This window comes from Sphingobium sp. B2 (genome assembly GCF_007693735.1).
Taxonomy (GTDB): Bacteria; Pseudomonadota; Alphaproteobacteria; order Sphingomonadales; family Sphingomonadaceae; genus Sphingobium; species Sphingobium xenophagum.
In genome coordinates this window covers 1,823,197-1,850,103 of sequence record NZ_VDBZ01000001.1, presented here as the reverse complement: position 1 = coordinate 1,850,103, position 26,907 = coordinate 1,823,197, and the positions used below count along the sequence as shown (strand labels likewise).

Below are 26,907 nucleotides of genomic sequence, written 5' to 3'. Positions count from 1 at the left end.
TATGCGACAATATCGAGTCCTGTAAGCGCACCATTTCCCGGCCCCGACTGCCGGTTTTCCCGAAATTTCCGCTTCATACGCTCACCCGCGCCGGAGCATCTTGCACCGGCGCGGGTTGGGGCGTCGTCAGAATTTGTAGCCCAGCGTCATGCCATAGGTGCGCGGCGGCAGATAGGTGACGCCGATGATGCGGCCGGTGGAGATCGCAAAGGTGCTGCTTTCGCGCAGCGTGTTGTTGATATTCTTGATCCACAGCGACGCCGTCACCGTTTCGGTCCGGTCGATCCAGCGCAATGATGCGTCGAACATCGTATAGGCGCGTGTGCCCTCCACCAGTCGCTTGAACTCGGTGAAATAGACATTGCTCTTGCCCGACATATCGCCGCTCAGCGTCATCGTCCCGGTTTCGGTCAGGATCGGCAGGTCGACCTCTATCCCGGCGCTATAGGCCCATGTGGGCGAATTGCGCGTGGGATTGCCGGCCAGCTGGATGTTGCAGGGCGCATTGGCGTTGAGCGCACCGGGGCCGCACGGCGCGCCAAAGGCGGTCGGATCGGGATTGGTGACGGGGTTATAGGCGGGCTGCCCCGCCTGCGCGACGTTGACGGGGTTGAGCGGGTCGACCGTGATGAAATCGTCATATTTGCTGTCGGTGTAGGACAGGGAGCCGCGCAGGCGCACGCCATCCACCGGACGGGCCATCATGTCGGCTTCCACGCCGGTCGCCGACGTCTTGGCGGCATTTTCAAAGATGGTGGTAAAGCCGGCAGGTCCGCCGCCGATCGTCTTGTTGATCTGCAAATCGTCCAGCTTGTAATGATAGGCGGCCAGATTGATCTGCAAGCGCCGGTCGAGCAGTTCCGCCTTTATCCCCAGTTCGTGGTTCTTCATCTTTTCCGGGCGCACGATCGTGGTGCTGCCCGCCGCATTTTCGCCCGACCCGGCCTTGAAGCCTTCGGAATAGGTGTAATAGAGCAGCAGGTCGCGATTGGGTTGCCATTGCAGGCCGATTTCCGGGGTGAAGTCCTTGAACGTCTTTTCGCGATAGGTGCCTTCAACCGTCGTCTTGCGCACCTGCGCCACGGCGGGGTTGCCATTGGCGGTCAGGATGATCGACGGGTTGGCGCTGTCGACCTTTTCATGGCTGTAGCGGCCGCCCAGCTTCAGCGACACGCCGTTCAGCCCAAATGCCTCACCCATGTCGAAATTGAGCTGCCCGAAAGCGGCATAGGCGCGGGTGCCAAGGCTGGATTTCAGGCAGACGCGGTTGGGCGACGTGCCGGCCGGGAAGTTGCACATGGCCAGCGCTTCGGCCAGCGTCACGGAACCTACGGGCGCTGCGACATTGTCGACAAAGGTCGGCCGCGTCGCCAGCACGGTGATGTTGGACGCCAGATCGTTGGTCGAACTCAGGCCCACCTGATCGCGCGGGCGCTGCCGTTCGTGAAAATAATAAAGGCCGACCACGCCCTTCACGATGGCGCTGTCATATTTGAATTGCAGTTCGTTGCTGAACTGCTGCGCGTCGATGGTGCGGGTCTGGATCGACGTCGAGTTGGGCAGGGTGGCGACCAGCGCCGACCCGTCGAGATCCTGGATCAGTTGCGTCTTGAAATCGCGATAATTGGTGATGTTGCCAATGCTCAACGCATCGCTCAGCTCAATATTGAGCGTGCCGGTGACCGAATAGCTTTTGGTGTTGACCGAGGGCGGCTCGTCGCTGCCCAGGTCGCGCGGTTTGCTTGCAAAGCCGCCCGTGCCCGTCGGGGCCAGCCGGGGGACACCGGGGAAGGCGGGGCCGCGATAATGCACTGCGCCGCTATTGTCGTTCTGACGGAAATATTCGCCCGACAGCAGGAAATCGACCTTGTCCGACGCGATCAACTGGATCTGCCCGCGGACCATATAGCGGAACAGGTCATCGACATCGCTGCCGCCCTTGAACGGATTTCCGCCAAATCCGTCCCGCGCCTCGACCTTGCCTGCCAGGCGGAAGCGAATCGCGTCGATGATCGGGCCGCCGACCGCGGCTTCGGCAATCATCGCGCTATAATTGCCATAGCCGATCCGGGCATAGCCGGTGAAATCGGCGGTCGGCTTGGCCGTGATGAGGTTGATCGAGCCGCCGACCGCGTTGCGGCCGTACAAACTGCCCTGCGGGCCGCGCAGCACTTCCACCCGCTCCAGATCGAACAAGGATGTCAGTTGCGCTTCTGCACGCGCGACATAGGCGCCATCGACATGCAGCGCGACGCCGGTGCTGGACCCGGTGGTGGACGTATTGGCCCCCACGCCGCGAATGAACACCTTGGCCTGGTTGAAATCATTGCCGAAGGTGACGGATGGCACCAACTGCTGGATGTCCTGCAGATTGTTTACCCCGGCATTGGCGAGCGCATCGCCGCTGACCGCCGACACGGCCAGGCTGACATCCTGCAAGGACTGGCTGCGCTTTTGCGCGGTGACGATGATGTCCATGCCGTCGGTCTGCGCTTGCGCTACGGGCATCAGCCCGATGCTGGAAACCGATGCGAACAAAGCGCACATCGCACGTGCATTGATGGATGCCTTCAAAGCGTCTCTCCCTGGAACCGGACATCGTTGATTTGTGTCCCAGGAATACAATTAGCATGGTCGATATTGTCATACAATCGGCCCCATTACCTGTCTTTTGGGGAATGTGGCTTTTCAGCAACAATCGCTTCCAGCGCCGTCAGGATGGGCGGCATCGCTTGGCTTAACCCCTGTGCGCGCGCGCTGAACAACAGGCCGATCGTGCGTCGTGCGCCAAAATCGGCCAGCGCAGCGCGCACCATGCCCGGCCAGCTATAGGCCATTGGCATGACTGTCACGCCCAGGCCCGCCGCAACCATCTGCATCACTCGCTCGTCGTTGGTCGCGCGAAAGGCGAAATGCGGACGCACGCCACGATCGACGAAATAGCGGCTGGTGGCCGACAGCGCCTCGCAATGTCGCCGCACGATCATCACTTCGCCTGCCAGTTCCTCCGCCGCGACGCGCGCCCGGCCGGCCAGATTGTGGCTGGAGGGCAGGGCCAGCCCATAGCCTTCCTGCATGATCGGTCGCGCGGCATAACGATCCGCCCCGTCGCGCACCACCGTCAGCGCAACGTCGATCCGCTCCGCATCCAGCCGCGCCAGCAGTTCGCGCTCCGTCCCTGGCACCAGTTCCAGCGCCTGTGCGTCGCCGGGGCTGCAAGCGGCCACAGCCTGCGCCACCAAGGCGCCGGGAATGCTGGTCAACAGGCCGATCCGCAGCGGCGCGCCCTGCGTCGATCGCGCGCCCGCCTGTTCGGCCAGGTTGAATTCCCGCTCGATCCGCCGTGCATGGCCCAGTAGCCGCGCGCCTGCCTCGGTCAGTTCGACCCGCTGGTTGCTGCGCAGGAACAGCGGCGCGCCGACCGTCTGTTCCAGCTTCGCGATGCCCACGGACAGGGTCGGCTGCGACACATGGCAATGCGCCGCCGCGCGGGAAAAATTGCCCTGGTCGACCACGGCCAGGAAATAGCGCAGCAGATAGCGTTCGATCATAGACAGTAACTATACACTAAGCACTGTCCTTTCAATTTTTCTCTTGGGCATGCTGGCGCTAGGATAGGGGTAATGGAGAGACGCCAATGACCGATTTCGATTTCGCCCTGGGTGAGACTGCGGACATGATCCGCGACAGCAGCCGCCGCTTCGCCAATGACCGCATCGCCCCTCTGGCCGCCCGGATCGATGCAGACGACTGGTTCCCGCGCGCGCTGTGGCCGGAAATGGGCGAACTGGGCCTGCACGGCATTACGGTGGAAGAGGCCGATGGCGGCCTGGGCCTGGGCTATCTGGAGCATGTCGTCGCGCAGGAGGAAGTTGCCCGCGCGTCCGCGTCCATAGGGCTGAGCTATGGCGCGCACTCCAACCTCTGCGTCAACCAGATCCGTCGCTGGGGCAATGCCGAACAGAGGGCGCGCTACCTGCCCAGGCTTATTTCGGGCGAGCATGTCGGTTCGCTCGCCATGTCGGAAGCGGGAGCCGGTTCTGACGTCATGGCGATGAAGCTGCGCGCCGACAAAAAGGGCGACCGCTACGTCTTGAACGGCACCAAATATTGGATCACCAACGCGGCCGAAGCCGACACGCTGGTCGTCTATGCCCGCACCGGGGACGGCACGAAGGGGATCACCACCTTCCTCATCGAAAAATCCATGCCCGGCTTTTCGATCGGGCAAAAGATCGACAAGGTCGGCATGCGCGGATCGCCCACAGCCGAACTGGTGTTCGACGATTGCGAAGTGCCCGAAGAGAATATCATGGGCCCGCTCAACGGGGGGGCTGGCGTGTTGATGTCGGGGCTGGACTATGAACGCACCGTGCTTGCGGGCATCCAGCTTGGCGTCATGCAGGCCTGCCTCGACGTCGTGCTGCCCTATGTCCGCGAACGCCAGCAGTTCGGCAAGCCGATCGGCGCGTTCCAGCTGATGCAGGCCAAGATCGCCGACATGTATGTCGCCCTCAACAGCGCCCGCGCCTATGTCTATGCCGTCGCCAAAGCGTGCGACGCAGGCCGCACCACCCGCTACGACGCGGCGGGCGCGATCCTGCTGGCCAGCGAAAATGCCGTGAAGGTCGCGCTTGAAGCGGTGCAGGCGCTGGGCGGCGCGGGCTATACGAAGGACTGGCCGGTTGAACGCTTCATGCGTGACGCCAAGCTGCTCGACATTGGCGCAGGCACCAATGAAATCCGCCGCATGCTGATCGGGCGAGAGCTGGTCGGGGCATAGAATATGGTCGGGTCATGCTGTGACACCCTCGTCCGCTCGAAGCGAACGGAGGTTGGTTTGACGGATCAGTTCTTGCCCACGAACAGGAACGCGACCCCCGCCATGATGCAGGCGAAGGCGGCGAAATGGCGCCAGTGCAGCGGTTCGCCCAGCACCGTCACCATGAACCCGCCGAAGATCAGCAGCGCGATCGCCTCCTGCGCGATCTTGAGCTGCCCTGCGGACCAGCCATGGGCAAATCCGATGCGATTGGCAGGGACCGCAAAACAATATTCGACCAGCGCGATGCCCCAGCTGATCAGGATGACCACAACGAGCGGCTTGGTCATTCCGCCTTTCAGGTGCCAATACCAGGCGACGGTCATGAAGAGGTTTGAAATGACAAGGAGAGCGATGGTGGGCATGAACGGCCTCGAACAGGGCAGGGGGAACCGCACTGCCACCACCGGGCGCGGGAGCGCAAGGGCATGAGCGCGCCGGTCCTCGACACCAAATTGTTCCCCGACAGCGAAGCCTTCCGCAACAACGCCGCGCACAATCGCGCTCTGGCCGAGGAATTGCGGGCCAAAGTCGCCGCCGCAGCCGCGGGAGGCTCCGCCAGCGCCCGCGACAAGCACACAGCGCGCGGCAAACTCCTCCCCCGCGACCGCGTCGAGCGGCTGCTCGATCCCGGTTCGCCCTTCCTGGAAATCGGCCAGCTGGCCGCCAACGGCCTCTATGGCGATGATGTCCCCGGCGCGGGCCTGATCGCAGGCATTGGCCGTGTCGCCGGTCGACAGGTCATGATCGGCTGCAACGACGCCACGGTAAAGGGCGGCACCTATTATCCCGTCACCGTGAAGAAGCATCTGCGTGCGCAGGAAATCGCGCTCGAAAACCGGCTGCCCTGCATCTATCTGGTCGACAGCGGCGGCGCGAACCTGCCCAATCAGGCGGAGGTATTCCCCGATCGCGACCATTTCGGCCGCATCTTCTATAACCAGGCCAACCTGTCGGCGCAGGGCATACCCCAGATCGCCTGCGTCATGGGCAGTTGTACGGCGGGCGGCGCTTATGTCCCCGCCATGTCCGACGAAACCGTCATCGTCCGCAACCAGGGCACGATCTTCCTGGCAGGGCCGCCGCTGGTGCAGGCGGCGACCGGCGAAGTCATCTCTGCGGAAGATCTGGGTGGTGGTGATTTGCACGGTCGCAAATCGGGCGTGGTCGATCATGTTGCCGACAATGACGATCATGCGCTCACCATCGTCCGCGACATTGTTTCGACCCTGCAACCCGACCGCAAGCCGGACCTCAATCTGCGCGAACCCCGCCCGCCCAAATATGACGCGAGCGATCTTTACGGCATCATTCCCGATGATGTTCGCGCGCCCTATGATGTACGCGAAGTCATCGCCCGCATCGTCGACGCCTCCGAATTTCATGAATTCAAGCCGCTCTACGGCACCACGCTCGTCTGTGGTTTCGCCCATATCTGGGGCATGCCCGTCGCCATCCTCGCCAATAACGGCGTCCTGTTCAGCGAAAGCGCGCAAAAGGGCGCGCATTTCATCGAACTCGCCTGCCAGCGACGGATACCCTTGCTCTTCCTTCAGAATATTTCCGGCTTCATGGTCGGCGGCAAATATGAGGCGGAAGGGATCGCCAAACATGGCGCGAAACTCGTCACCGCCGTCGCCACCGCGCAGGTGCCCAAAATCACCGTCCTGATCGGCGGCAGTTTTGGCGCGGGCAATTACGGCATGTGCGGCCGGGCCTATCAGCCCCGTTTCCTCTTCACCTGGCCCAATGCCCGCATCAGCGTGATGGGCGGCGAACAGGCCGCATCCGTCCTCGCCACCGTCCACCGCGACGCAGGCAAATGGTCGCCGGAAGACGCCGAAGCCTTCAAGGCGCCGGTCCGCCAGAAATATGAAGAGGAAGGCAATCCCTACTACGCCACCGCGCGGCTGTGGGACGATGGCATTATCGACCCCGCACAAACCCGCGACGTACTGGGCCTGGCCTTCGCCGCGACGCTAAACGCGCCGGTGGCTGAGAGGGCGCAATTCGGCCTGTTCCGGATGTGATGGGGGTGGGGCAGGACAACGCCATACCTCCCCGGAACGGGGAGGGGGACCGCCCGAAGGGTGGTGGAGGGGCATTCAACACCACCTCCGCGACGATCAGGATGGCAAGGCGCGAACGACGCTCCGGCAATCTTCCTGAGGTGATATTGTGGCGCGCGTTGCGCCAGCGCCCCGGCGGCTTCAAGTTCCGCCTCCAACACCCGATCGGCCCATACATTCTGGATTTCGCCTGCCTGTCCGCACGGCTTGCCATCGAAATCGACGGCGAAGTTCATAATCGCGGCGATCAACCGGAAAGCGACTCCGTCCGCGATGCTCATATGCGCGGGCGCGGGTTCGACACAATTCGCATTCCCGCGAGAGAAGTGCTGCAATCGGTCGACATGGTCGTCATCGCCATTGTCTCCGCCTGCCGTGAGCGCCAACCCCTCCACCAGCCTTCGGCTGGTCCCCCTCCCCGTTTCGGGGAGGTAGAAGGACGCCTGCCATGATCCAATCCCTCCTCATCGCCAATCGCGGCGAAATCGCCTGCCGTATCATCCGCACCGCACGCGCGATGGGCATCCGCACGGTCGCCGTCTATTCTGACGCCGACGCGCAAGCCCTCCACGTCCGCTCCGCCGATGAAGCCGTCCATATCGGCCCGGCCCCGGTGCGCGAATCCTATCTGCTGGGTGACCGGATCATCGCCGCCGCGCTCCAGACCGGCGCGCAGGCGATCCACCCCGGCTACGGCTTCCTGTCCGAAAATGCCGAATTTGCGCAGGCTGTCATCGACGCGGGGCTGATCTGGGTCGGCCCCAACCCGTCCTCCATCACCGCCATGGGCCTCAAGGACGCGGCCAAGCAATTGATGCAGGACGCCGGCGTCCCCACCACGCCCGGCTATCTGGGCGCGGACCAGTCGCCCGCTCATCTGGCCGCGCAGGCCGACGCCATCGGCTACCCCATCCTCATAAAGGCCGTCGCGGGCGGCGGTGGCAAGGGGATGCGCAAGGTCGACAGTCCCGCCGATTTCGCCGACGCGCTCGCCTCCTGCCAGCGGGAGGCGGCGTCCAGCTTCGGCAACGACCATGTCCTGCTCGAAAAATGGGTCACCAACCCGCGCCATATCGAGGTGCAGGTGTTCGGCGACACGCACGGCAATGTCGTCCACCTGTTCGAACGCGACTGCTCGCTCCAGCGCCGCCACCAGAAGGTGATCGAGGAAGCACCCGCACCGGGCATGGACGCCGCTACCCGCGAAGCCATCTGCCAAGCCGCCGTCCGCGCCGCCAAGGCGGTCGACTATGTCGGCGCAGGCACGATCGAATTCATCGCCGACGGATCGGAAGGGCTGCGCGCCGACCGCATCTGGTTCATGGAAATGAACACCCGGCTTCAGGTCGAACATCCCGTGACCGAGGAGATCACCGGCGTCGATCTGGTCGAATGGCAACTGCGCGTGGCATCGGGCGAACCGCTGCCGCTGGCGCAGGACCAGCTCAGCATCAATGGCCACGCCATGGAAGCGCGGCTTTATGCGGAGGATCCGATCAAGGGCTTCCTGCCCTCTATCGGTCGCCTCGACACGTTCGAGATAGGTGAAGGTTGCCGCGTCGATACCGGCGTAGAGCAGGGGGCGGAGATTTCGCCCTTTTACGATCCGATGATCGCGAAGGTCATCGCCCATGGCTCCAGCCGCAACGACGCCCGCGAAGCCCTGGCCACGGCGCTGGACGATACGGCGATCTGGCCGCTCAAGACCAATGCCGGTTTCCTGGTCAAGGCGCTGTACCATCCCGATTTCATTGCCGCGCGGCTCGATACCGGGCTGATCGCACGCGAAGGCGATGCGCTGATGCCACCCCATCATCCTGATGCCGACGCATTGGCCGATGCTGCCGCCGCGTTGACACAGGGCGGCATGTTGGCGGGTTTCCGCCTCAACGCGCCGGTGCGGGCAGAGGCACCCTTTCTGCTGGACGGCGAAATGGTGACCATAGGTTTCGACCCGCGCGGTGGGGAGGGCGATCCCGTTCACGAGGATGTCCTGATCGCTCAGGCCGGTCAGGTCTGGCGACTGGCCCCGTGGCGCGCGAGCGGCGGGGCAGGCGGCAGCGCCTCCGACGGCGCGATCCTCTCCCCGATGCCGGGCCGCATCATTTCCGTGTCGGTCGCGGCGGGTGACGCAGTGGTCAAGGGCCAGAAACTGCTGATGCTGGAAGCCATGAAGATGGAACACAGCCTCATCGCCCCCTTCGACGGCACGGTCGCCGAACTCAACGCCAGCGAAGGCGGGCAGGTGAGCGAAGGTGTGCTGCTGGCAAAGATCGAGAAGGCGGAAGGGTAAGGCGCGCATCACGCCTTCCCAGGCCGTATGTCCTACCGAACTTCCATCTGCTATAACCAACTGTAATCGCTAAACTTTCGATTAAATCCCATCGCTCATACGGGCGAAGATCGAAGAGTTAGACCCAAAAAGGGGACAAAAATGGCCGGACGCTATTTCGACCAGTGGACCATCGGCGACAATATCGCTCATGACATCCGCCGTACCGTGACGGAGACGGACAATCTCCTCTTCACGACGATGACCCATAATCCCCAGCCGCTCCACCTCGACGCGGAAGCGGCCAAAGCCTCGGAATTTGGCCAGATTCTCGTCAACGGCACCTTCACCTTCGCGCTGATGATCGGGCTGTCGGTGGGCGATACGACGCTGGGTACGCTGGTCGCGAACCTGGGCTATGACAAGCTGGTCATGCCAAAGCCGGTATTCATCGGCGACACCATGCGCTGCGAATCCGAAGTCACGGACCTGAAGGAAAGCCGGTCCCGCCCGGACGCGGGAATCGTCACTTTCACCCATCGTCTGATCAACCAGCGCGACGAAATCACCTGCCAATGCCTGCGCATGGCGCTGCTCAGGAAGGCGACGGCCTGAGTGATGATCGGGCGGGTCATGGCCAATATTTTGCGCAAAAGACCGTTGCCAGCCCGATTTCCCTCGCCTATAGCCGCGCACATCGGGGCCTTAGCTCAGCTGGGAGAGCGCGTCGTTCGCAATGACGAGGTCAGCGGTTCGATCCCGCTAGGCTCCACCAATATTCCCGAAAAGCCGGATTTCGCGCAGCAGCGAAGTCCGGCTTTTCCCGTTGGTCCCCGGCTCCAGTCTGGCGGCAATGGCCCTTCTCCGGTCGGCCCTGCCGCACTAGATCGGCAGCAATAGGGGGATCAGTCCATGTCCAATGCACCTTTCGCCATCACCGCCCATGACGTTACCGATGCCGCCCGCATCATCGCGCCCGCCGCCATCGTCACGCCCTTGCTTGAAAATGCGGCACTCAACGCATTGGCTGGCCGCCGGGTTTTCCTGAAGTTCGAGGGCGCACAGCATACCGGATCGTTCAAATTTCGCGGGGCCTATAACCGGCTGGCCCGGCTGAATGCGGTAGAACGTGCCGCTGGCGTCGTTGCCTGGTCGTCGGGCAATCATGCCCAGGGCGTGGCCGCCGCCGCCCGGTTGCTCGGCATCCCCGCGACCATCGTGATGCCCGTGGACGCGCCCGCGATCAAGCTGGCCAATACCCGCGCGCTGGGCGCAGACGTCGTGACCTATGACCGCCATCGCGAGAGCCGCGAAGCGATAGCGACGCAACTGGCAAATGATCGGGGCGCGACGATCGTGCCGTCCTTCGATGATCCCCATATCATCGCAGGGCAGGGGACAGCCGGACTGGAAATATTGGCGCAGGCGGATGCTGCGGGCGCTTCGGTCGACCAGATATTGGTGTGTTGCGGCGGTGGTGGGCTGACCGCCGGGATCGCGACCGCCGTGAAGGCGCAGTCGCCTGCCACCGCCATCTACAGCGTCGAGCCGAGCGATTTTGACGATACCGCCCGGTCGCTGATCAGCGGCATGCGCGAACAGGTCGGGCCCGGTGCGCGCTCCATATGCGACGCCTTGCTCTCGCCCAGCCCCGGTGCATTGACCCTGCCGATCATGCGGGCGCTGGTGACCGCTGGGCTGACCGTCAGCGACGATCAGGTGCGTGATGCGATGCGCTTTGCCTTTTCGACGCTCAAGCTGGTGGTCGAACCGGGTGGCGCGGTGGCGCTGGCGGCGATGCTCGCGGGCCTCGCACCGCCATGCGACGGTGCGAGCGTTGTCGTCATGTCGGGCAGCAATGTCGATCCGGCCATGTTTGCGGAGATTATCGCCGGATGATCGAAGGATTGTCAGTGCGGTGCAGCCTCGCCACGCGCGGGCGGACGCTTCACCTTCCTGATCTGCCGGACGCCCAGCCATACTGTCACCAATGTGGCCGGCAACAGCGCGATGTCGATCCAGCCGGGCAGATGCGCGCCCTGGCGTTCCAGCGCTGCTTCAAGATGATGCCACAGGCCCAGCGCATAATAGCTGATCGCGACGACCGACAGTCCCTCGACCGTATGCTGCAAGCGCAGTTGCAGGCCGGTGCGCCGGTCCATCGACGCCAGCAAATCGCGATTGCGCCGCGCCAGCGCGGTGTCCACGCGCGTACGAAGCATGGCGCTGGTCCAGGCGGTGCGTTGCGACAGGTCCTCCAGCCGCCGGGTGAAGGCGTCGCAGGTACGCATCGCCGGGAGCAGCCGCCGTTCGGTAAAATCGTCGAGCGATCGGAACCCGCGTACCGTCGCCATATCGAGCCGCCGGATGCGGTCGAAGCAGAGTTCGGCATAGGCGTGCGTCGCGCTCATGCGATAACGGGTGTGGGCGACGATCTGCGCCAGTTCGGCGCTGAGCGCGGACAGTTGCGCCAGCACGCTGTCGGCGTCCGCGTCCTTTTCCGCGACGCGCGCCGTGATATTGGTCAGCCGCTGCTCCAGCGCGGTGACGACCGGCGTCGCCCGCTGCGCTTCGGGCAGGCCCAGCAGCGCCATCTTGCGATAATTGCCCAGTTCCTGAAGCCGCTGAATCAACTGCGATGGCTCCGCACCGGCCAGCCCGTTGTCGCGGATCAACAGGCGACCAAAGCCATTGGCGTGCAGGCGAAAGTCGCTCCAGATGCGGGCGCGGCCCTGCGCCACGTCGGAAATGATGAGGTCATCGGTCGCAAAATGGCTGGCGATCATGGCGTCGGACGGGGGCGTCCTGACCAGCGCGATCTGGGTCGATCGGATGATCCGCCCCGGCAGGCCAGCGATCCACTGCGCCGTTGCGGCAAAGGGCGTCAGGTCGAAAGGGTCGCCATCGCCGTCCGCGATAAAGCTGTACGTCATGAATTCGGTGTGACGTTCGCAGGAAAATTCGAGCATGCCAAGGCGGCAGGTCAGGAAGCGGTCGCCAGTATCGGCGGTGACGCCATGGGCCGCGAGCAGCGCGGCCAGCGCCCCGCTGCTCTCGCGCGCTTCGTCCTCATCCACCAGCAGGACGAATTGCAGCAGGCGGGCCGGGGCGGACAGCCGGGGCATGGTACGCACATGCATTTCCTGCGACAGGGGCGCGCGCAGGGGATGATCGCGCAGTTGAAGCGCCGTGAAAGGATCGTCCCGGTGCGGCGCGTCGTCGGTCATGTTTTTGCTCCCCCTGATCGGCTTCTAGTCTGACAAAAGGCGCCCGCGCAATTGGATCATGCCAAAGGATGAGAGGCGATGGCCAGCGCCGTCAGACGCGCCGGGCGATGGCCCCCGCGGCCCAGCCCATGCCGACTGCCAGCGCAATGGCGGTCAGTCCGTAAAGGAAGGACCATTTCTCCGCCGCAACGGCCATGAACTGTTCAAAGCCGGATTTGCGCACGGTAATGTCGCGGACGGCGGCGGCAACCACGCGCCCGTCCTGCACCAGAAAAGTCTCCGCGGTATAATCGCCCACGATCACGCGGGCCGATAGCGGCAGGCGCGCCCGGTACAGCACGCCGTCACTGATTTCGACCGTGCCGGGGCGTTCGACGAACAGGCCGGATCGTTCGCGCAGATCGACCAGCCCTTCCTGGAACCGGCTGATTTCCGCGCTGTCGTTGAGCGAAGATGGCGACAATTGCAGCTTGTCGACGCCCAGTTCATATATCGCGGCGGTGCGTTCGTCGACGATGCGGTCGATCGGGCGGGACGATGCCATCGCGTAGAAACTGGGCGCTGACCGGAAGCTGGCGCGATCGGCATTGACCCAGATGCCGGCCACCTTCTGCTTTTCGCGCATGGTGATCGACTGTTCCGGCCCTTTTAGCACCACGACGATATCGGCGGGCTTTTCCGGGCGGTTGCCATCGGGATAGACGATCGCGCCGAACAGCAGCAGGTCAGCGCCGGTGAAACTATACTGGATCTCGATGTCGCGCTGCGACACATCCGGCACCAGTTGCGGCGCAGTGGCCGCGCCCAGTAACAGGACCGGCGCCAGCCGCCAAAGGTCACGCGGCCGCATCAGTTCAACTCTATCGTGAAGATTTCATCGGGCCGCCAGCCCAGCCCCAGCGCCATGCGCGCAGCCACCAGCAACACGATCAGCGCCAGCAACACGCGCAGATATTCGGGCCGGATCGTCATCGACAGCCGCGTGCCGACCTGCGCGCCCGTGACGCTGCCGATCAGCAGCAGCATCGCCAGCACCAGATCGACGGCCTTGGTCGTCATTGCGTGCATCATCGTCGTCGCCATGGTGACAAACAGGATCTGGAACAGCGATGTGCCCACCACGGACTGGGTGGTCATGCCCAGCAGATAGAGCATGGCTGGGACAAGGATGAAACCGCCGCCCACGCCCAGCAGCATCGTCAGGATGCCGGTTGCCATCCCCAGCAGCAGCGGGGCGAGCGGCGAGATATAGAGGCCGGAGCGATAGAAGCGCCAGCGCATCGGCAGCGCCGCGACGAGCGGGTGGTGCCGCCGCTTGCGCGCCTGCGGACGCCTGCCGGTCTTAAGCGCGACCAGCGCCTGAATTGATTCCTTGGCCATCAACAGGCCGATGCCGCCCAGCATCAGCACATAGAGGATGCCGATGACCGTATCGATCTGCCCCAGATATTGCAGCAGGCGAAAGATCAGCACGCCAAGCCCGGCGCCGACCACGCCGCCGGCGATCAGGACGCCGCCCATGCGGAAATCGACCGTGCCGCGCGATATATGGGTGAAAACACCCGATACGCTGGCCCCGGTCACCTGCGATGCGGCGGATGCGGCGGCGACGGTGGGGGGGATGCCGTAAAAGATGAGCAGCGGGGTCGTCAGAAAGCCGCCGCCGACGCCGAACATGCCCGACAGCAGACCTACGATCCCGCCCAGGCCAACAATGACCAGCGCGTTCACCGAAAGATTGGCGATGGGCAGGTAAAGATCCATGGCCCGACCGGGGTAGTGGCAAAATGTGTCGAGTGAAAGCGCGCGATGCGCCCAGTGTCAAAAATCCGCAGCCAGGGTGATGGCAAGGCCGGAGGAGGGCGCGGCGCGACCGGCAATGCGTTCCCGCCATTCGACCGCGATGCGGGCGGGGATGTTGGGCAAAGGCAATCGGATCTGCATTTCCGGGCCAATGTCGATCCGCTCGACGCCCGGCTGCGCTCCGCCGGACAGGGCCGCACCGATTCGCAGCTTTGTCGTGTCGATCGGGGCAAGCAGTGAGAGTTTGCCGTCGATGAAAGCGTCGCGCTGGTTCAGCCCGACCATGCCTGCCTGCGCATAGGCTTCCGCCTCCAGCCCGCCGCCGATCCGTGTGGGGCCAAAGCCGCCCACGGCCATGATCGCCATCGCGTTGCGCGCCCGCTTGTCCAGCGCGATCCGGCGTTCGACGGCCAGGCTGACAGGGACGGTGCGCGCGGGCTGGATCGAAAGGCCGATCGCCGCTTCCGGGGCAGCGGGGCGCTGGAGCGCACTGGTCGCGCGGGCATAGGCGACGGTGCGGAACGGGGCGGAAGGGGTCAGGTCATAATCGACGCGCAGGCCAGCCTGCGACGCGCCCAGCCGACCAAGGGCGGCATCGGTCGGTGACGTGCCATTGTCCCGCCACAGCATCCATGCGCTGCCATGCCAGCGATCCGGCCGTGTCGACGCCGAGCGCAACAGCGGCGCGGGGGAGGGAGTGCCGTAATTAGCATCCGAATCGCTCGCATAGTGGCGGTTGGCAAAGGCCATGGAAAAGGCGATGAAATTCAGCAGGTCGACCGGCATGGCGTCTTGGACGTGCGCGTGGGTCGGGGCTGGACCGGCTGAGTGGAGACGGGCATTTGTCGTGATCGGGACGGCCGGGGGTACAAGGGAGGCCAATTGGGCTGGCCACGGCCTGAGCGGCAAAGGAAAGCTCATTTCGGTGGCATTCCCCGACCTTGTGGGTTGCGACGCTGGCAGGCGCGTGGTTGCCGATGCCGCAAATTTCTGGTGGGCTATCAATGGCAGGGGTGGTTCCGGCTGGCTACACAGCCGGATCGCGATCCAGCCGACCATCAAGAGCCCAAAGAAACGGAGTGGACGGCCACTGGCGGTTGCGATCATGGATCGGACTGCATGTCGGGAAAGCGGTGCTGGGTCTTGTCCCAGGCAAGCGGACGGCCCAGCAAGGACCGCACATATTGGAAGATGGCGCGCCGCGCCGCGAGTATGGCGATGAGATTGGCGATGAAGGTGCGCGGCACTGCGCCAAGGCCGTGACGCCAGCCATAGGCCTGTCCCACGAACAGCACGCGCATCAGACCGCGCCAACTCATCAGCCCGACATTGATCCACAGGAGGGCCACGATCATGGGTGTCAGCGGACGCGGCGGGATTGGCAGGACGAGGCTGATGAGCCAGAGCATCCCCCATAGAGCAATCGTCAGATAGGCGGCGAACAGGACAAAGGCGGACAGGGCCGCGCGCCGGTCGCGCAGGCGCATCCACCATTCGAACGGTCCGCCGCGCCACCCCATCCGGTCCCATCCCGCCAGAGAAATGCCCACGATCCAGCGGGCTTTCTGTCTGACGGCGCTGTCGATCGTGTCCGGGAAATATTCGCGGGTCGCAACCAGTTCGCCGTCTGCGTCGCGCATCCGGACGAATATGCCGCGCCCGCCATTGTCGCGAATCCGCAAGCCGGCTTCATAATCCTCCGTCAGCGATGACGGATCGAACGGACCATGGCCTGGATCGCGGGCGAGCGCTGCGAGCGTGTCCCGCTCGAACGCACAGGCGACCCCGGCGGACGGCACGGACGCGCCCAGCGCTTCGCGTATGGTCAGATATTTCCCATGGCTTTCTGCGAACTCGTCGCAATAGTGATTGGCGATGGCGCGGGAGAGCCAGTTGCCTTGGCCCGGCAGCGGCAGCACGGGCAATTGCACCAGTTGGAACCTGTCGATCATCACGTCGAACAGACGAATCTCATCGGCATGGACGACATCCTCGCAAGTGGTTACGGTTGTAACACCGAAAATCCACGTAAATCTGCGATCTTAGGGGACGGCCATTATGGGTGCTTGGCGGACGGTCCGCTTATGGCGAATACTAGAATGCCCAAGCGGAATCTGGGCCAGCAAAGTCCAAATGTATTTTTCGCAGTTGCTCAAGCAATTCGCTTTGAAGGCGATATGCACCCGCTGCGCCTTCAGCATCGCCCGAACGATGCGATTTGACGCTTTCGGTGAAATTTATCTTTGCTCGTTCCATGCCTGCGCGTAGCTCATCGGCTAGCCCCAAGAGCGCCATTATAGATTTAATTTCAAGGGTCACAGTTTTTTCGATCGGATAACTGTTTATGCAGCTGTTCTCGTAATTTAACATTTCTTCCGGACTTGCCATTTTGAGCTGGCTCTCCATTCAGAATCTCCGCGAAGTGTGACACCCACGTCTTTCTATAAACCCAATCCCGCCATCACTAAAGCATGTCTTCGATCGGCAAATCTGTATCGAGCGCGATTGAGCACTTTGGTCGTTCGGCGATAGTCCGCTTTGCCGACCTGTTAACCATTCTCCTCAACCACTTTCTCGGCATCGTGGAGCACTATCGCTTTGTAACGGAATCCTTCGCGCGTCTCTTCGTCCAGCATCGCCTGCCACAGAAGATTGAGGCAATCGGCCTTGGTCGTAGGACCGGGGTGGGGGGTGATGCCCAGCAGGATGCGCGGATCGCCCTGCGCAACGGCGGCGATGGCGTCGATCGTCGCGGGGTCGTTGGGATAGGCGCCGACGAAAATGCGATAATCCGCCTCGCCCCAGCGTCCCAACGCATGGCGCAGCATCGGGCCGATCACGTCCGCTTCGCGCCAGGCTGGAACGAATATCGCGATCCGGCCGGGATTGGGCGATGGTGGCAGGGTTGCCGTCGTCATACGGTCATGGCGACCATATATGAACAGATCGCGCCATGCCTTGCGCGCCAGAAACAGCAGGTCGATCAGAAAATCGTCCACACCGCCGATGGCCAGCCCAACGGCGGCAAATAGCAGGATTTCATGATGAAGGAGCGCAAGGCCAGCGACCAAAATGTCCCCCAAAGCCTTGACCCCCATGCCTCGACAGGGGAGAGGATGGCATTGGTGTCAGCCGCTTCCAAGTCTTTTGCGCAAATTGCGCAAAAGGGAGGCAAAAAAACAGGAAGATCGAAAGAATGACAAAGCCACGCCCATCAGTATTACGCGAATTCCTTGCCAGTCAGGCGGGCAGCGCTGTGTTGCTGATGATCGCGGCGACGCTGGCCATGGTTCTGGCCAATCTGCCGGGTGGCGGCGGTCATCTCTATCACGACCTGATCCATGCGCAGTTTGGACCGGAGCTGACCCCGAAGCTGGGGCCGATGACCGTTCATCTGTGGATCAACGATGGGCTGATGGCGATTTTCTTCCTGCTCGTCGGACTGGAGATAAAGCGGGAGTTTCTGGATGGCGGGCTGTCGACGTGGGAGCGGCGGCGGCTGCCGATCATCGCCGCCGTTGCGGGCATGGTCGTGCCAGCGCTCGTCTACCTCTTGGTAACAGGTGGACAGCCGGAACTGGCCAATGGCTGGGCGATCCCTGCCGCGACCGACATTGCCTTTGCGATCGGCGTGCTGGCGCTGCTGGGTAATCGCGCGCCCGCCTCCCTCAAGCTGTTCCTGACGGCGGTGGCGATCGTTGATGATATGGGCGCGGTGGCGATCATCGCCCTGATCTATACGCAGGGTCTCGATATGGCCGCGCTTGCCGGGGCGGCGGCGGTGCTGGTCGTGATGTTCGGGTTGAACCGGGCAGGGGTGAAGTCGCTGATCCCCTATCTCATCGGTTTCGTGCTGTTGTGGTATTTGATGCTGCTGTCGGGCGTTCATGCGACGGTCGCTGGCGTCCTGGCGGCCATGACGGTTCCGATCCGCTGCACGCCGGGCGCGCCCGACGCGGAGGACAGCCCGCTGCACAAGCTGGAACATGCCGTCCATCCCTGGAGCGCCTATCTGATCGTACCGCTGTTCGGCTTTGCCAATGCCGGGCTGGCGTTGAACGCCCAGGTGTTTAGCGCACTGCTGGATCCCTTGCCGATGGGCGTGGCGCTGGGCCTGTTTCTGGGCAAGCAGCTCGGCATATTTGGCAGCGTCTGGGCCGCGGCGCGACTGGGCATAGCGGAACGGCCGAACGGTGCGAACTGGGCGCAGATCTATGGCATGGCGATGCTGTGCGGGATTGGCTTTACCATGAGCCTGTTCATCGGCGCGCTTGCTTTCCCCGGATCGGCGCTGCTGGTCGAGGAGGCCAAGGGCGGCATCTTGATGGGGTCGATCGCCTCGGCTCTTGGTGGCTATGCCCTGTTGCGTTGGGCTGCGCCATCGCTGCGCTAGGTCGGTTCGCCAAGCCGATGTTCCTGTGCTATACCCATAGTCGCTGCATGGCTGCGCGCGTCGCGCCATGCCGCCAATAATCGACCAATTCTTCTAGTCGCGATACCGGAGGAGGGCGAATATGAGTATGGAGACGGACATCAATTATCTGCTGCACCGTCAGCAGATGTCGCTGATCAAGGCGCAGGCCAGCCCGTCACGCGAAGGGCGCACCGCCTATGAAGATATGGCGCAGCGCTACATCGAACAGGTCGATGCCTATCGGCAGGAAAATGAAAGGCTGATCGTCCGCGCCCATTGATGGTGCGGACGTCAGCGACGCTCCAGCAGTCTCTCGATCGCGAGATGATGAGTCGCGTCGTCGCCACATTCCTTTTCCAGCACTGCCTTGATCCGCTGCAATTCGGCTTCGGTCAGATGTTCGATGCCGATAAAATCGTTGCGCGCATTGTCCACGGCGCGGATCAATTCGTCCAGCTTCGCCTGGATCGCTGATCCGTCGCGATTCTGCGCGTTCTGGATCAGGAACACCATCAGAAATGTGACGATGGTGGTGCCGGTGTTGATGACCAGTTGCCAAGTGTCGGAATAATTGAAGATCGGACCCGTGGCGACCCAGACCAGCACGACGGCGCTCGCCAGGATGAAGGCCAATGGTTGTCCGGCCCAACTGGCGACCCGGTGTGACAGGGCGGCGAAAAATCTGTCCATCATGCTCTATTCCTTGGCACGCCGCGCGGCGTGCATTTATGCTGCGTTCAGGCGCTAGTTGCCATGAAGCGCGCATGACAGCCATCGCTTTTCGCGCGCTTGCCTGCGCCCTCACCGCATCCCTGCTGGCGTCCTGCGCCACTGTTTCGCCCGAATCACGTCTGCGTGCCGGGCTGGTGGAAGCCGGATTGTCGCCCCGGATGGCGGGCTGCATGGCCGAACGCATGGTCGACCGGCTCAGCCTGACGCAGTTGCGCCGGCTCCAGTCGCTCGTATCGCTCCGCAAGTCTCACATGGGCGAAATGAGCGTGGATCGGTTCCTCTATAAGGTACGCGCGCTGGAGGATCCGGAGATTTTTCTGGTCACCAGCAAGGCAGCGATCAACTGCGCCCTCTAGGCGTTATTTTGCAATAATCCGCGCTGACGCTTCGCAAAGGTTTTGCAATTTTGCAAAGTCGTTTTGCGAAATCACTCTGGCCCTGCAATCCTGTCTGTGCTTTAGCCGTCGCCATCACGGTTCGATGGAAAAGGACGGCACGCTCCATGAATATTCATGAATATCAGGCGAAGGAACTGCTCGCGAAATATGGCGCGCCGATCGCCGCCGGTTATGCCGCTTTCTCGGTCGAGGAAGCTGTCGAGGCCGCCAAGAAGCTGCCCGGACCGCTTTATGTCGTAAAGTCGCAGATCCATGCCGGTGGCCGCGGCAAGGGCAAGTTCAAGGAACTGCCCGCCGAAGCCAAGGGCGGCGTTCGCCTCGCCTTCAATCTGGATGAGGTCAAGGCGCACTCGGCCGACATGCTGGGCAACACGCTGGTGACGATCCAGACCGGCGACGCGGGCAAGCAGGTCAACCGCCTCTACATCACCGACGGCGCCGACATCGACAAGGAATTCTACCTTGCCCTGCTGGTCGATCGCGCCAGCAGCCGGATCGCGTTCGTCGTATCGACCGAAGGCGGCATGGATATTGAGGAAGTCGCCCATTCGACCCCTGAAAAGATCCACAGCTTCTCCGTCGATCCGGCGACCGGCTTCATGCCGCATCATGGTCGTTCGGTGGCTGCCGCGCTGGGCCTGACCGGTGATCTGGCCAAGCAGGCGTCCAAGGTCGCTGGCTCGCTCTATGCGGCCTTCCTGGACACCGATGCCGAGCAGATCGAAGTCAATCCGCTGGCGCTGACAAAGCAGGGCAACCTGCTGGTGCTTGATGCCAAGGTCGGTTTCGATGGCAACGCCATGTTCCGCCACAAGGACATCGCCGAACTGCGCGACCTGACCGAGGAAGATGCGGCCGAAGTCGAAGCATCCGAATATGACCTCGCCTATATCAAGCTGGACGGCAATATCGGCTGCATGGTCAACGGCGCTGGCCTGGCCATGGCGACGATGGACATCATCAAGCTGAACGGCGAATTCCCCGCCAACTTCCTGGACGTCGGCGGCGGCGCTTCGAAGGAAAAGGTGACCGCAGCGTTCAAGATCATTCTGAAGGACCCGGCGGTCAAGGGTATCCTGGTCAACATTTTCGGCGGCATCATGAAGTGCGACATCATCGCCGATGGTATCGTGGCCGCGGCCAAGGAAGTTGACCTGTCGGTCCCGCTGGTGGTTCGCCTGGAAGGCACCAACGTGCAGCAGGGCAAGGACATTCTCGCGGCTTCGGGCCTGGCCATCGTCCCGGCGGACGATCTGGGCGACGCAGCACGCAAGATCGTCGCAGAAGTGAGGAAGGCAGCCTGAGGCCGCTTTTCACCTGAACTGACACCATTTGGGTGCGGGTAGTCCGGTTTCGGGCTGCCCGCGCCCGTGTTGGCATTTATAATGGAGGATGTTGAAATGAAGATCCTTGTCCCCGTGAAGCGGGTGATCGACTATAACGTAAAACCGCGCGTCAAGGCGGACGGGACGGGTGTTGATCTGGCGAACGTCAAGATGAGCATGAACCCGTTTGACGAGATCGCGGTCGAAGAAGCCATCCGTCTGAAGGAAAAGGGCGTGGCGACCGAGGTGATCGCGGTGTCGATCGGCGTTGCCAAGGCGCAGGAAACGCTGCGCACGTCGCTCGCCATGGGCGCCGACCGGGCGATCCTGATCCAGACCGATGACGAGGTCGAGCCGCTGGGCGTGGCCAAGCTGCTCGCCAAGGTGCAGGAAGAGGAAGGCGCTGGCCTGATTATCCTGGGCAAGCAGGCGATCGACGATGACAGCAACCAGACCGGCCAGATGCTGGCGGCGCTGCTGAACCTGCCGCAGGGCACTTTTGCATCGAAGGTAGAGGTTGAAGGCGACAGCGTGTCGGTGACCCGCGAAGTCGATGGCGGGCTGGAGACGGTCAAGCTGTCCACCCCCGCGATCGTCACCACCGACCTGCGTCTGAACGAGCCGCGCTATGCGTCGCTGCCCAACATCATGAAGGCGAAGAGTAAGCCGCTCGCGCAGAAAACACCGGCCGATTATGGCGTCGACATCGGCGCACGGCTGGAAACGCTCAAGGTCGTCGAACCGCCCAAGCGCACCGCGGGCGTCAAGGTCGCCGATGTCGATGAACTGGTTGCCAAGCTCAAGGCTATGGGAGTTGCCGCATGAAAACGCTCGTTTGGGTCGAACATGACGGCGGTGCCGTCAAGGATGCCACGCTTTCCGCCGTCACGGCAGCGGCAAAGCTGGGCGAAGTGCATTTGCTGGTCGCTGGCGAAGGCGTCAGCGCGGTTGCAGAAGAGGCCGCGAAGATTGCGGGCGTTGGCAAGGTTCATGTCGCTGATGACGCGGCCTTTGGCCATGCACTCCCCGAAAATGTCGCGCCGCTGATCGTGGAACTGATGGGGCATCATGATGCCTTCGTTGCGCCCGCCACCAGCAATGGCAAGAATATCGCGCCGCGCGTCGCCGCTCTGCTCGACGTCATGCAGATCAGCGACATATTGTCGGTCGAGAGCGAAGACACGTTCACCCGGCCAATCTATGCGGGCAACGCGATCGCGACGGTCAAGTCGAAGGACGCCAAGAAGGTGATAACCGTGCGTGGCACGGCGTTCGACAAGGCGTCGCGGGATGGCGGATCGGGAACGGTGGAAGCCGTGAGCTCGACTGGCGACAAGGGCATGTCGTCCTTCGTGGGTGCGGAAATCGCCAAGCTGGAGCGTCCTGAACTGACCAGCGCCAAGATCATCGTGTCGGGTGGCCGCGCGCTCAAGGATGGGCCGACGTTCGAGGAAGTTATCTTCCCGCTGGCGGACAAGCTGGGCGCGGCTGTCGGCGCGTCGCGCGCGGCGGTCGATGCAGGCTATGTGCCCAACGACTATCAGGTCGGGCAGACCGGCAAGATCGTCGCCCCGGAAGTCTATGTCGCGGTCGGCATTTCCGGCGCGATCCAGCATCTGGCCGGCATGAAGGACAGCAAGACCATCATCGCGATCAACAAGGATGAAGATGCGCCGATCTTCCAGGTGGCTGACATCGGCCTGGTTGGTGATCTCTTCAAGGTGGTGCCGGAACTGACCGGCAAGCTGTAATCAGGCAAACGCCAATGAAAAAAAAAGGGCGCGGGTGGAAAATCCCGCGCCCTTTTTGATGTTATTCGCAGCTTACGTCGTTCCGATCGATGGCCCGTCCGGCAAGGGCGCCTGCGCCGCCGCCAAGGATCGTGCCGAGCGTCTTGGAACCGCCCGGAGCAATGACATTGCCCAACACGCCGCCGGCAATCGCACCGACTATCGTGCCGGTCGTGCCGTCGTCGCGCTTGCAATAATAGCGGCCATCGCGATCACGGTAAATCTGTTCGTCATCGCGGATCGGACGGCGCTGGTAACGGGGCGGACCGCGGCGATCGCCGGGGCGGTCATAACCATAGCCTCGGTTTCCGCCACCATCCGATACGCATGCGCCCAGCGGCAGCATCGCGACCATGGCTATGGCCAGGAGGGGTTTGCGCATCACGACACCAGCGGACTGGTGTTGTGGTTCACCTGCGTCACCGGCTTGCTGTCGGCGACGCGCTGGTCGGACAGGTCGGCCTTGGCCTGATTGTAGCGGGCGACGAGATCGTCGCGGAACTGGTCAAGCTTGCCGTCGTCATACAGCTTCTTGCCGACATAGCCGGCGATAGCGCCGAAAATCAGGGTGCGGATCATGGAGTGGCTCCTTTGTTGGTGTCCAAGATGTCGGCCGATCAACGGGCGGCGACGCCATGGGTTCCGGCGGTGCGGACAACAAAGAGAGCGGGATAGTTACTCGGCCTCGTCGGACAGCCGTTCGGCGCGAGCGTCGGCAGCGGCGGCTTCCCGGCGGGCGCGGGCCGTGTCGGTCAGATCCTGACGTTTGGCCATGGCCAGCCAGGCGGCTTCGGCGCGAAGGCAGCGATCGCGGACATTGCTGAGCGTCGCGGCGTCGGCATCGGAGCGGGCTTGCGCGGCGAGGCTATGATAGTCGGTAACGGCCATTTGGCTCTCCTTGATGTCAAAGGATGAATGGGCCGGGCGCGAAGGAAGACCCCCGCGCCCGATCCGGGCCGTCTGAATTATTCAGCGTGGGCGATGTTCACCGCAGCCATCTTGCCGCGCTTGTCCTGCTCCAGGTCATAGGACACGCGGTCCTTTTCACGCAGGGTAGCCAGGCCAGCGCGCTCGACGGCGCTGATGTGAACGAATGCGTCTGCGCCGCCATTGTCGGGGGCGATGAAGCCATAGCCCTTGTCGGCGTTGAAGAATTTGACGACGCCAGTGATGCTGCTCATGTGGTATTCCTTCTTTCTGTGCGGCGAACCCCGTGTGGACGCGCCGGGTTGCTAAGGGGCAGGGAAAGAAGGAAGTAGGTGCCGCAAAGCGCCGAAGACCGTCGATTTGCGACTGTAGCCTCGCCCATGTAGGGCAGGCGACGGCAAATAGCAAATCACGCAACGATCCGCGGCCTCCCGCGCAACCCGATTCACCCGATCCGTCACCCGGCTTGACCGGCGCGTCCTCCCGGCAATCGCAACAATCCAGCGGCGATCGATGCAGCGACGCTGCATTGGGCGCTCGCGATGGATAAATGTCTGGAAAATGGTAGCGGAGGAGGGACTTGAACCCCCGACACGCGGATTATGATTCCGCTGCTCTAACCAGCTGAGCTACTCCGCCCCATGGGGCCGCGCGGGGCGTGTGGCCCTGCGGTGAGGCGGCGCTATACGCAGCAGGGGCGGGTCGGTCAACGGGGGTAATGCGGGTAGAACGCAACTTATTTGCGACGCACGCTCCAGCCTGGCGGCAGGGCCGCGGGATAAGCCGCGATCGTGCCCGAATCGATCGCGCCGACGGCTTCGTTCACCAGCGGGCCAAGCTGGCTCATGTCCGGATTATGGCCCGCGCCCGGCATGGTCAGCAAGGTAGCGGGGGTGTGCGCGGCATCGAACAGCGCGTCGGCCTGGCTCAATTCCACTCGGTCGTCGGCAGTGCCCAGCATCATCACCAGCGGTGCGTGGATCTTGGTCGCGGCATCCAGATTGTTCCATTTGTCTGGCAGCAGCAGGCCGACTGCGCCCGGTGCTGATTCCGCCAGCTTGTCGAAGGTCGACAGGGTGACCACACCGGTTACCGGCGCTGTCGCCCCGACATGCAGCGCCACCGCGCCGCCCAGCGAATGGCCGACCAGAAAGACATGGGCGTCCGTTCCGACAAGTTGCCGCGCCCGCGCGACGAAGGCGCGGCCGTCCGCCACCAGTCCGGCCTGTGTCGGGCTGCCCGGATTGCCGCCAAAACCGCGATAGGACACGACGATGACATGATCGCCATGCCCGGTCAGATGTTCGGCATAGCGCGCGGCGACCCCCTGGTTCGATCCGCGCCCGTGGAAGAAGAGGATGACGTCATGATCGCCTGGATCACCCGGCCAATAATAGCCGGTCAGTGACAGACCGTCCTCGGTCCGTACCGGCAAAGGCTGGGGCGCCGCCTTGGTCCATTGGGCGACGCTGATGGGCGTGGCGTCGGCCTTGTATATCTGTTCGCGTATGCCCGAAGCGCAGGACGCCAGCATCAATGCCGCCGCGACCAGTCCTGTTTTTCTGCCCTGCATCATCATTCCCATGCCGTTTGGAGGCGGGAATAGCGTAATGGCGGGCGTCTGCGCGATTTTTCTGTTGCAATCTTTTTTGCGCCACGTCCTAATGTTGCAACGCACAACCAGCCATATTGGCTGAGGGAGGATCGACAACTTGCCCTTCCATGAAATGTTTGAGCCTGATGGTTCGATACGCCCCTGCTACGCTGAAGTGCAGAAATGGGTGGAGCGAACGGGCATTTCCGGGCTTAACCGTCGACTGGACGAGGCAGAGGCGATCTTCCGCCGCATCGGCATCACCTTCGCCGTCTATGGGGAGGGGGGCGATCCTGAAAGACTGATCCCCTTCGACCTGCTGCCGCGCATCTTCACCGCGCAGGAATGGCGTGTGCTGGACAAGGGCATTCGTCAGCGCGCCCGCGCGCTCAACGCCTTCCTGCACGACGTCTATCATCGCGGGGAGATTGTGAAGGCCGGCATCATGCCTGCCGACATCATCTACCAGAACAGCGCCTATCTGGCCGAAATGTCCGACTTTTCGCCCCCCGGCAAAGTCTATAGCCATATTGTGGGCATCGACATCGTTCGCACCGGGCCGGGCAGTTTTGAAGTGCTGGAAGATAATTGCCGCACCCCGTCGGGCGTGTCCTACATGCTCGAAAATCGCGACATCATGACACGCATGTTCCCTGAACTGTTCGCGCAGGGAATTGTCGCGCCGGTCGACGACTATCCCGCCGAGCTGTTGAAGAGCCTGAAAGAAGTCGCGCCACCCGCCTGCACCGGCGATCCGGTCGTCGTCGTGCTGACGCCCGGATCGCTCAACAGCGCCTATTATGAGCATAGTTTCCTCGCCGACCTGATGGGCGTCGAACTGGTCGAGCCGGCGGACCTGTTCGTCGATGAAGGTCGGGTGTGGATGAAAACCACGCTGGGACCGAAGGCCGTCGACGTCATCTATCGCCGTATCGATGACGAATATCTCGATCCGCTGGTGTTCCGCCCGGACAGCCTGCTGGGCATTCCGGGCATTTTCAACGTCTATCGTAATGGCGGCGTGACGCTGGCTTCGGCACCCGGATCGGGCATCGCCGATGACAAGGCGGTCTATATCTACGTGCCCGAAATGATCCGCTTCTATCTGGGCGAGGTGCCGATCCTGGACAATATCCAGACCTGGCAATGCAGCAAGCCGGACGAATGCGCCTATGTGCTGGAAAATCTGCACGATCTGGTGGCCAAGGAAGTCCATGGATCGGGCGGCTACGGCATGTTGATCGGGCCGAAGTCGTCGAAGGACGAAGTGGAGGCCTATGCCGCGCGCATCCGCGCCGATCCGGGCAAGTTCATTGCGCAACCGACGCTGGACCTGTCCACCGTCCCCACGCTCGGCCCCGCCAGCGTCGTGGGTCGCCACGCCGATTTCCGTCCCTATTGCCTGGTCGGCAAGCAATTGCGGCTGGTGCCGGGCGGCCTCACCCGCGTTGCGCTGACCGAAGGGTCGCTGGTCGTCAATTCCAGTCAGGGCGGCGGCGTGAAGGACACATGGGTCATGCAGGATTGATGATGG

28 protein-coding genes, 2 tRNA genes and 1 pseudogene are annotated in these 26,907 nt (G+C 62.9%); 14 read left to right on the top strand and 17 right to left on the bottom strand.

Translation table 11 applies throughout. The features are described from left to right. Positions 1–126: 126 nt before the first annotated feature. Both FE851_RS08925 and FE851_RS08920 read right to left on the bottom strand, forming a co-directional pair. Positions 127–2,574 carry a TonB-dependent receptor gene (locus FE851_RS08925; protein ID WP_130754466.1) on the bottom strand — a complete coding sequence of 816 codons (2,448 nt, stop codon included), beginning with the start codon at positions 2,572–2,574 and terminating at the stop codon, positions 127–129. 86 nt (positions 2,575–2,660) lie between these two features. After that, the gene (locus FE851_RS08920; protein WP_145201757.1) at positions 2,661–3,551 is read right to left on the bottom strand and encodes a LysR family transcriptional regulator; all 891 of its coding nucleotides are present in this window, start codon (positions 3,549–3,551) and stop codon (positions 2,661–2,663) included. Positions 3,552–3,637: 86 nt separating this feature from the next. Between FE851_RS08920 and FE851_RS08915 the strand changes: the two genes are divergently transcribed. Further along, complete coding sequence (locus FE851_RS08915) at positions 3,638–4,783, top strand: isovaleryl-CoA dehydrogenase (RefSeq protein ID WP_145201754.1); 1,146 nt, start codon at positions 3,638–3,640, stop codon at positions 4,781–4,783. 65 nt (positions 4,784–4,848) lie between these two features. Here the strand turns inward: FE851_RS08915 and FE851_RS08910 are convergent, their stop codons facing one another. Further along, positions 4,849–5,187 (bottom strand): DMT family protein, encoded by a 339-nt coding sequence (locus FE851_RS08910; protein ID WP_017182566.1) that lies wholly within the window; start codon positions 5,185–5,187, stop codon positions 4,849–4,851. Positions 5,188–5,250: 63 nt separating this feature from the next. On the opposite strand from FE851_RS08910, the gene FE851_RS08905 reads away from it, so the two are divergent. The 6 genes from FE851_RS08905 (at position 5,251) to FE851_RS08880 (ending at position 11,062) form a co-directional block, all read left to right on the top strand. Beyond that, positions 5,251–6,852, top strand: a complete 1,602-nt coding sequence (locus FE851_RS08905; protein ID WP_145201751.1) for a carboxyl transferase domain-containing protein — start codon at positions 5,251–5,253, stop codon at positions 6,850–6,852. 101 nt (positions 6,853–6,953) lie between these two features. After that, positions 6,954–7,343, top strand: coding sequence for an endonuclease domain-containing protein (locus tag FE851_RS08900; protein ID WP_145201748.1), 390 nt, complete (start codon positions 6,954–6,956; stop codon positions 7,341–7,343). Next, positions 7,340–9,184 (top strand): acetyl/propionyl/methylcrotonyl-CoA carboxylase subunit alpha, encoded by a 1,845-nt coding sequence (locus FE851_RS08895; RefSeq protein ID WP_145201745.1) that lies wholly within the window; start codon positions 7,340–7,342, stop codon positions 9,182–9,184. The genes FE851_RS08900 and FE851_RS08895 overlap by 4 nt, the downstream gene beginning before the upstream one ends. Before the next feature lie 90 nt (positions 9,185–9,274). After that, on the top strand, positions 9,275–9,778 hold the full coding sequence (locus FE851_RS08890) for a MaoC family dehydratase (RefSeq protein ID WP_409994499.1): 504 nt from the start codon (positions 9,275–9,277) through the stop codon (positions 9,776–9,778). Between the two features lie 84 nt (positions 9,779–9,862). Then, positions 9,863–9,938: transfer RNA gene (locus tag FE851_RS08885), tRNA-Ala, on the top strand. 137 nt (positions 9,939–10,075) lie between these two features. Continuing rightward, positions 10,076–11,062, top strand: a complete 987-nt coding sequence (locus FE851_RS08880) for a threonine/serine dehydratase (protein WP_145201742.1) — start codon at positions 10,076–10,078, stop codon at positions 11,060–11,062. Between the two features lie 11 nt (positions 11,063–11,073). Here the strand turns inward: FE851_RS08880 and FE851_RS08875 are convergent, their stop codons facing one another. The 7 genes and pseudogenes from FE851_RS08875 to FE851_RS08845 all read right to left on the bottom strand — a co-directional run. Beyond that, on the bottom strand, positions 11,074–12,390 hold the full coding sequence (locus FE851_RS08875; protein ID WP_145201739.1) for a DUF3422 domain-containing protein: 1,317 nt from the start codon (positions 12,388–12,390) through the stop codon (positions 11,074–11,076). 91 nt (positions 12,391–12,481) lie between these two features. Beyond that, positions 12,482–13,240: a TIGR02186 family protein gene (locus tag FE851_RS08870; RefSeq protein ID WP_145201736.1), complete on the bottom strand. Its 759-nt coding sequence runs from the start codon at positions 13,238–13,240 to the stop codon at positions 12,482–12,484. After that, positions 13,240–14,154, bottom strand: coding sequence for a sulfite exporter TauE/SafE family protein (locus FE851_RS08865; protein WP_145201733.1), 915 nt, complete (start codon positions 14,152–14,154; stop codon positions 13,240–13,242). The genes FE851_RS08870 and FE851_RS08865 overlap by 1 nt, the downstream gene beginning before the upstream one ends. A 57-nt stretch (positions 14,155–14,211) precedes the next feature. Continuing rightward, positions 14,212–14,979, bottom strand: coding sequence for a hypothetical protein (locus FE851_RS08860; RefSeq protein ID WP_261370883.1), 768 nt, complete (start codon positions 14,977–14,979; stop codon positions 14,212–14,214). Positions 14,980–15,296: 317 nt separating this feature from the next. After that, on the bottom strand, positions 15,297–16,217 hold the full coding sequence (locus tag FE851_RS08855) for a glycosyl transferase family protein (RefSeq protein WP_261370981.1): 921 nt from the start codon (positions 16,215–16,217) through the stop codon (positions 15,297–15,299). Between the two features lie 70 nt (positions 16,218–16,287). After that, positions 16,288–16,599 (bottom strand): hypothetical protein, encoded by a 312-nt coding sequence (locus tag FE851_RS08850; RefSeq protein ID WP_145201727.1) that lies wholly within the window; start codon positions 16,597–16,599, stop codon positions 16,288–16,290. A 158-nt stretch (positions 16,600–16,757) separates the two neighbouring features. Next, positions 16,758–17,291, bottom strand: a pseudogene (locus FE851_RS08845) (glycosyltransferase); the annotation flags it as partial. A 98-nt stretch (positions 17,292–17,389) separates the two neighbouring features. Here FE851_RS08845 and nhaA point away from each other — a divergent pair. Both nhaA and FE851_RS08835 read left to right on the top strand, forming a co-directional pair. Further along, a complete protein-coding gene (nhaA, locus tag FE851_RS08840; protein ID WP_145201725.1) occupies positions 17,390–18,586 on the top strand; it encodes a Na+/H+ antiporter NhaA in 1,197 nt (398 codons plus the stop codon). A gap of 121 nt (positions 18,587–18,707) precedes the next feature. Next, entirely contained in the window at positions 18,708–18,887 is a 180-nt protein-coding gene (locus FE851_RS08835; RefSeq protein WP_130754494.1) for a hypothetical protein, read from the top strand. An 11-nt stretch (positions 18,888–18,898) separates the two neighbouring features. Here FE851_RS08835 and FE851_RS08830 read toward each other — a convergent pair whose 3' ends face one another. Next, the gene (locus FE851_RS08830) at positions 18,899–19,297 is read right to left on the bottom strand and encodes a low affinity iron permease family protein (RefSeq protein ID WP_026002083.1); all 399 of its coding nucleotides are present in this window, start codon (positions 19,295–19,297) and stop codon (positions 18,899–18,901) included. A gap of 74 nt (positions 19,298–19,371) precedes the next feature. Here FE851_RS08830 and FE851_RS08825 point away from each other — a divergent pair, with 74 nt between their 5' ends. From FE851_RS08825 to FE851_RS08810, 4 genes are all read left to right on the top strand, one after another. Beyond that, complete coding sequence (locus FE851_RS08825) at positions 19,372–19,695, top strand: hypothetical protein (RefSeq protein WP_145201722.1); 324 nt, start codon at positions 19,372–19,374, stop codon at positions 19,693–19,695. 146 nt (positions 19,696–19,841) lie between these two features. Next, on the top strand, positions 19,842–21,041 hold the full coding sequence (sucC, locus tag FE851_RS08820; RefSeq protein WP_017181339.1) for an ADP-forming succinate--CoA ligase subunit beta: 1,200 nt from the start codon (positions 19,842–19,844) through the stop codon (positions 21,039–21,041). A gap of 96 nt (positions 21,042–21,137) precedes the next feature. Then, positions 21,138–21,887: an electron transfer flavoprotein subunit beta/FixA family protein gene (locus FE851_RS08815; protein WP_026002082.1), complete on the top strand. Its 750-nt coding sequence runs from the start codon at positions 21,138–21,140 to the stop codon at positions 21,885–21,887. Beyond that, positions 21,884–22,813, top strand: a complete 930-nt coding sequence (locus tag FE851_RS08810; protein WP_130754496.1) for an electron transfer flavoprotein subunit alpha/FixB family protein — start codon at positions 21,884–21,886, stop codon at positions 22,811–22,813. Before FE851_RS08815 ends, FE851_RS08810 begins: the two co-directional genes overlap by 4 nt. Before the next feature lie 61 nt (positions 22,814–22,874). On the opposite strand, the gene FE851_RS08805 is transcribed toward FE851_RS08810, so the two are convergent. From FE851_RS08805 to FE851_RS08780, 6 genes are all read right to left on the bottom strand, one after another. Then, the gene (locus FE851_RS08805) at positions 22,875–23,234 is read right to left on the bottom strand and encodes a glycine zipper 2TM domain-containing protein (RefSeq protein ID WP_017181336.1); all 360 of its coding nucleotides are present in this window, start codon (positions 23,232–23,234) and stop codon (positions 22,875–22,877) included. Then, positions 23,234–23,431, bottom strand: a complete 198-nt coding sequence (locus FE851_RS08800; RefSeq protein WP_017181335.1) for a hypothetical protein — start codon at positions 23,429–23,431, stop codon at positions 23,234–23,236. The genes FE851_RS08805 and FE851_RS08800 overlap by 1 nt, the downstream gene beginning before the upstream one ends. A 96-nt stretch (positions 23,432–23,527) precedes the next feature. Continuing rightward, complete coding sequence (locus FE851_RS08795) at positions 23,528–23,740, bottom strand: hypothetical protein (protein ID WP_017181334.1); 213 nt, start codon at positions 23,738–23,740, stop codon at positions 23,528–23,530. Positions 23,741–23,817: 77 nt separating this feature from the next. Continuing rightward, entirely contained in the window at positions 23,818–24,033 is a 216-nt protein-coding gene (locus FE851_RS08790) for a cold-shock protein (protein ID WP_006948571.1), read from the bottom strand. 308 nt (positions 24,034–24,341) lie between these two features. Continuing rightward, positions 24,342–24,418: transfer RNA gene (locus FE851_RS08785), tRNA-Met, on the bottom strand. A 97-nt stretch (positions 24,419–24,515) separates the two neighbouring features. Continuing rightward, the gene (locus FE851_RS08780) at positions 24,516–25,352 is read right to left on the bottom strand and encodes an alpha/beta hydrolase (protein ID WP_261370882.1); all 837 of its coding nucleotides are present in this window, start codon (positions 25,350–25,352) and stop codon (positions 24,516–24,518) included. Between the two features lie 139 nt (positions 25,353–25,491). On the opposite strand from FE851_RS08780, the gene FE851_RS08775 reads away from it, so the two are divergent. Further along, positions 25,492–26,901, top strand: a complete 1,410-nt coding sequence (locus FE851_RS08775; protein WP_145201716.1) for a circularly permuted type 2 ATP-grasp protein — start codon at positions 25,492–25,494, stop codon at positions 26,899–26,901. Positions 26,902–26,907: the final 6 nt, after the last annotated feature.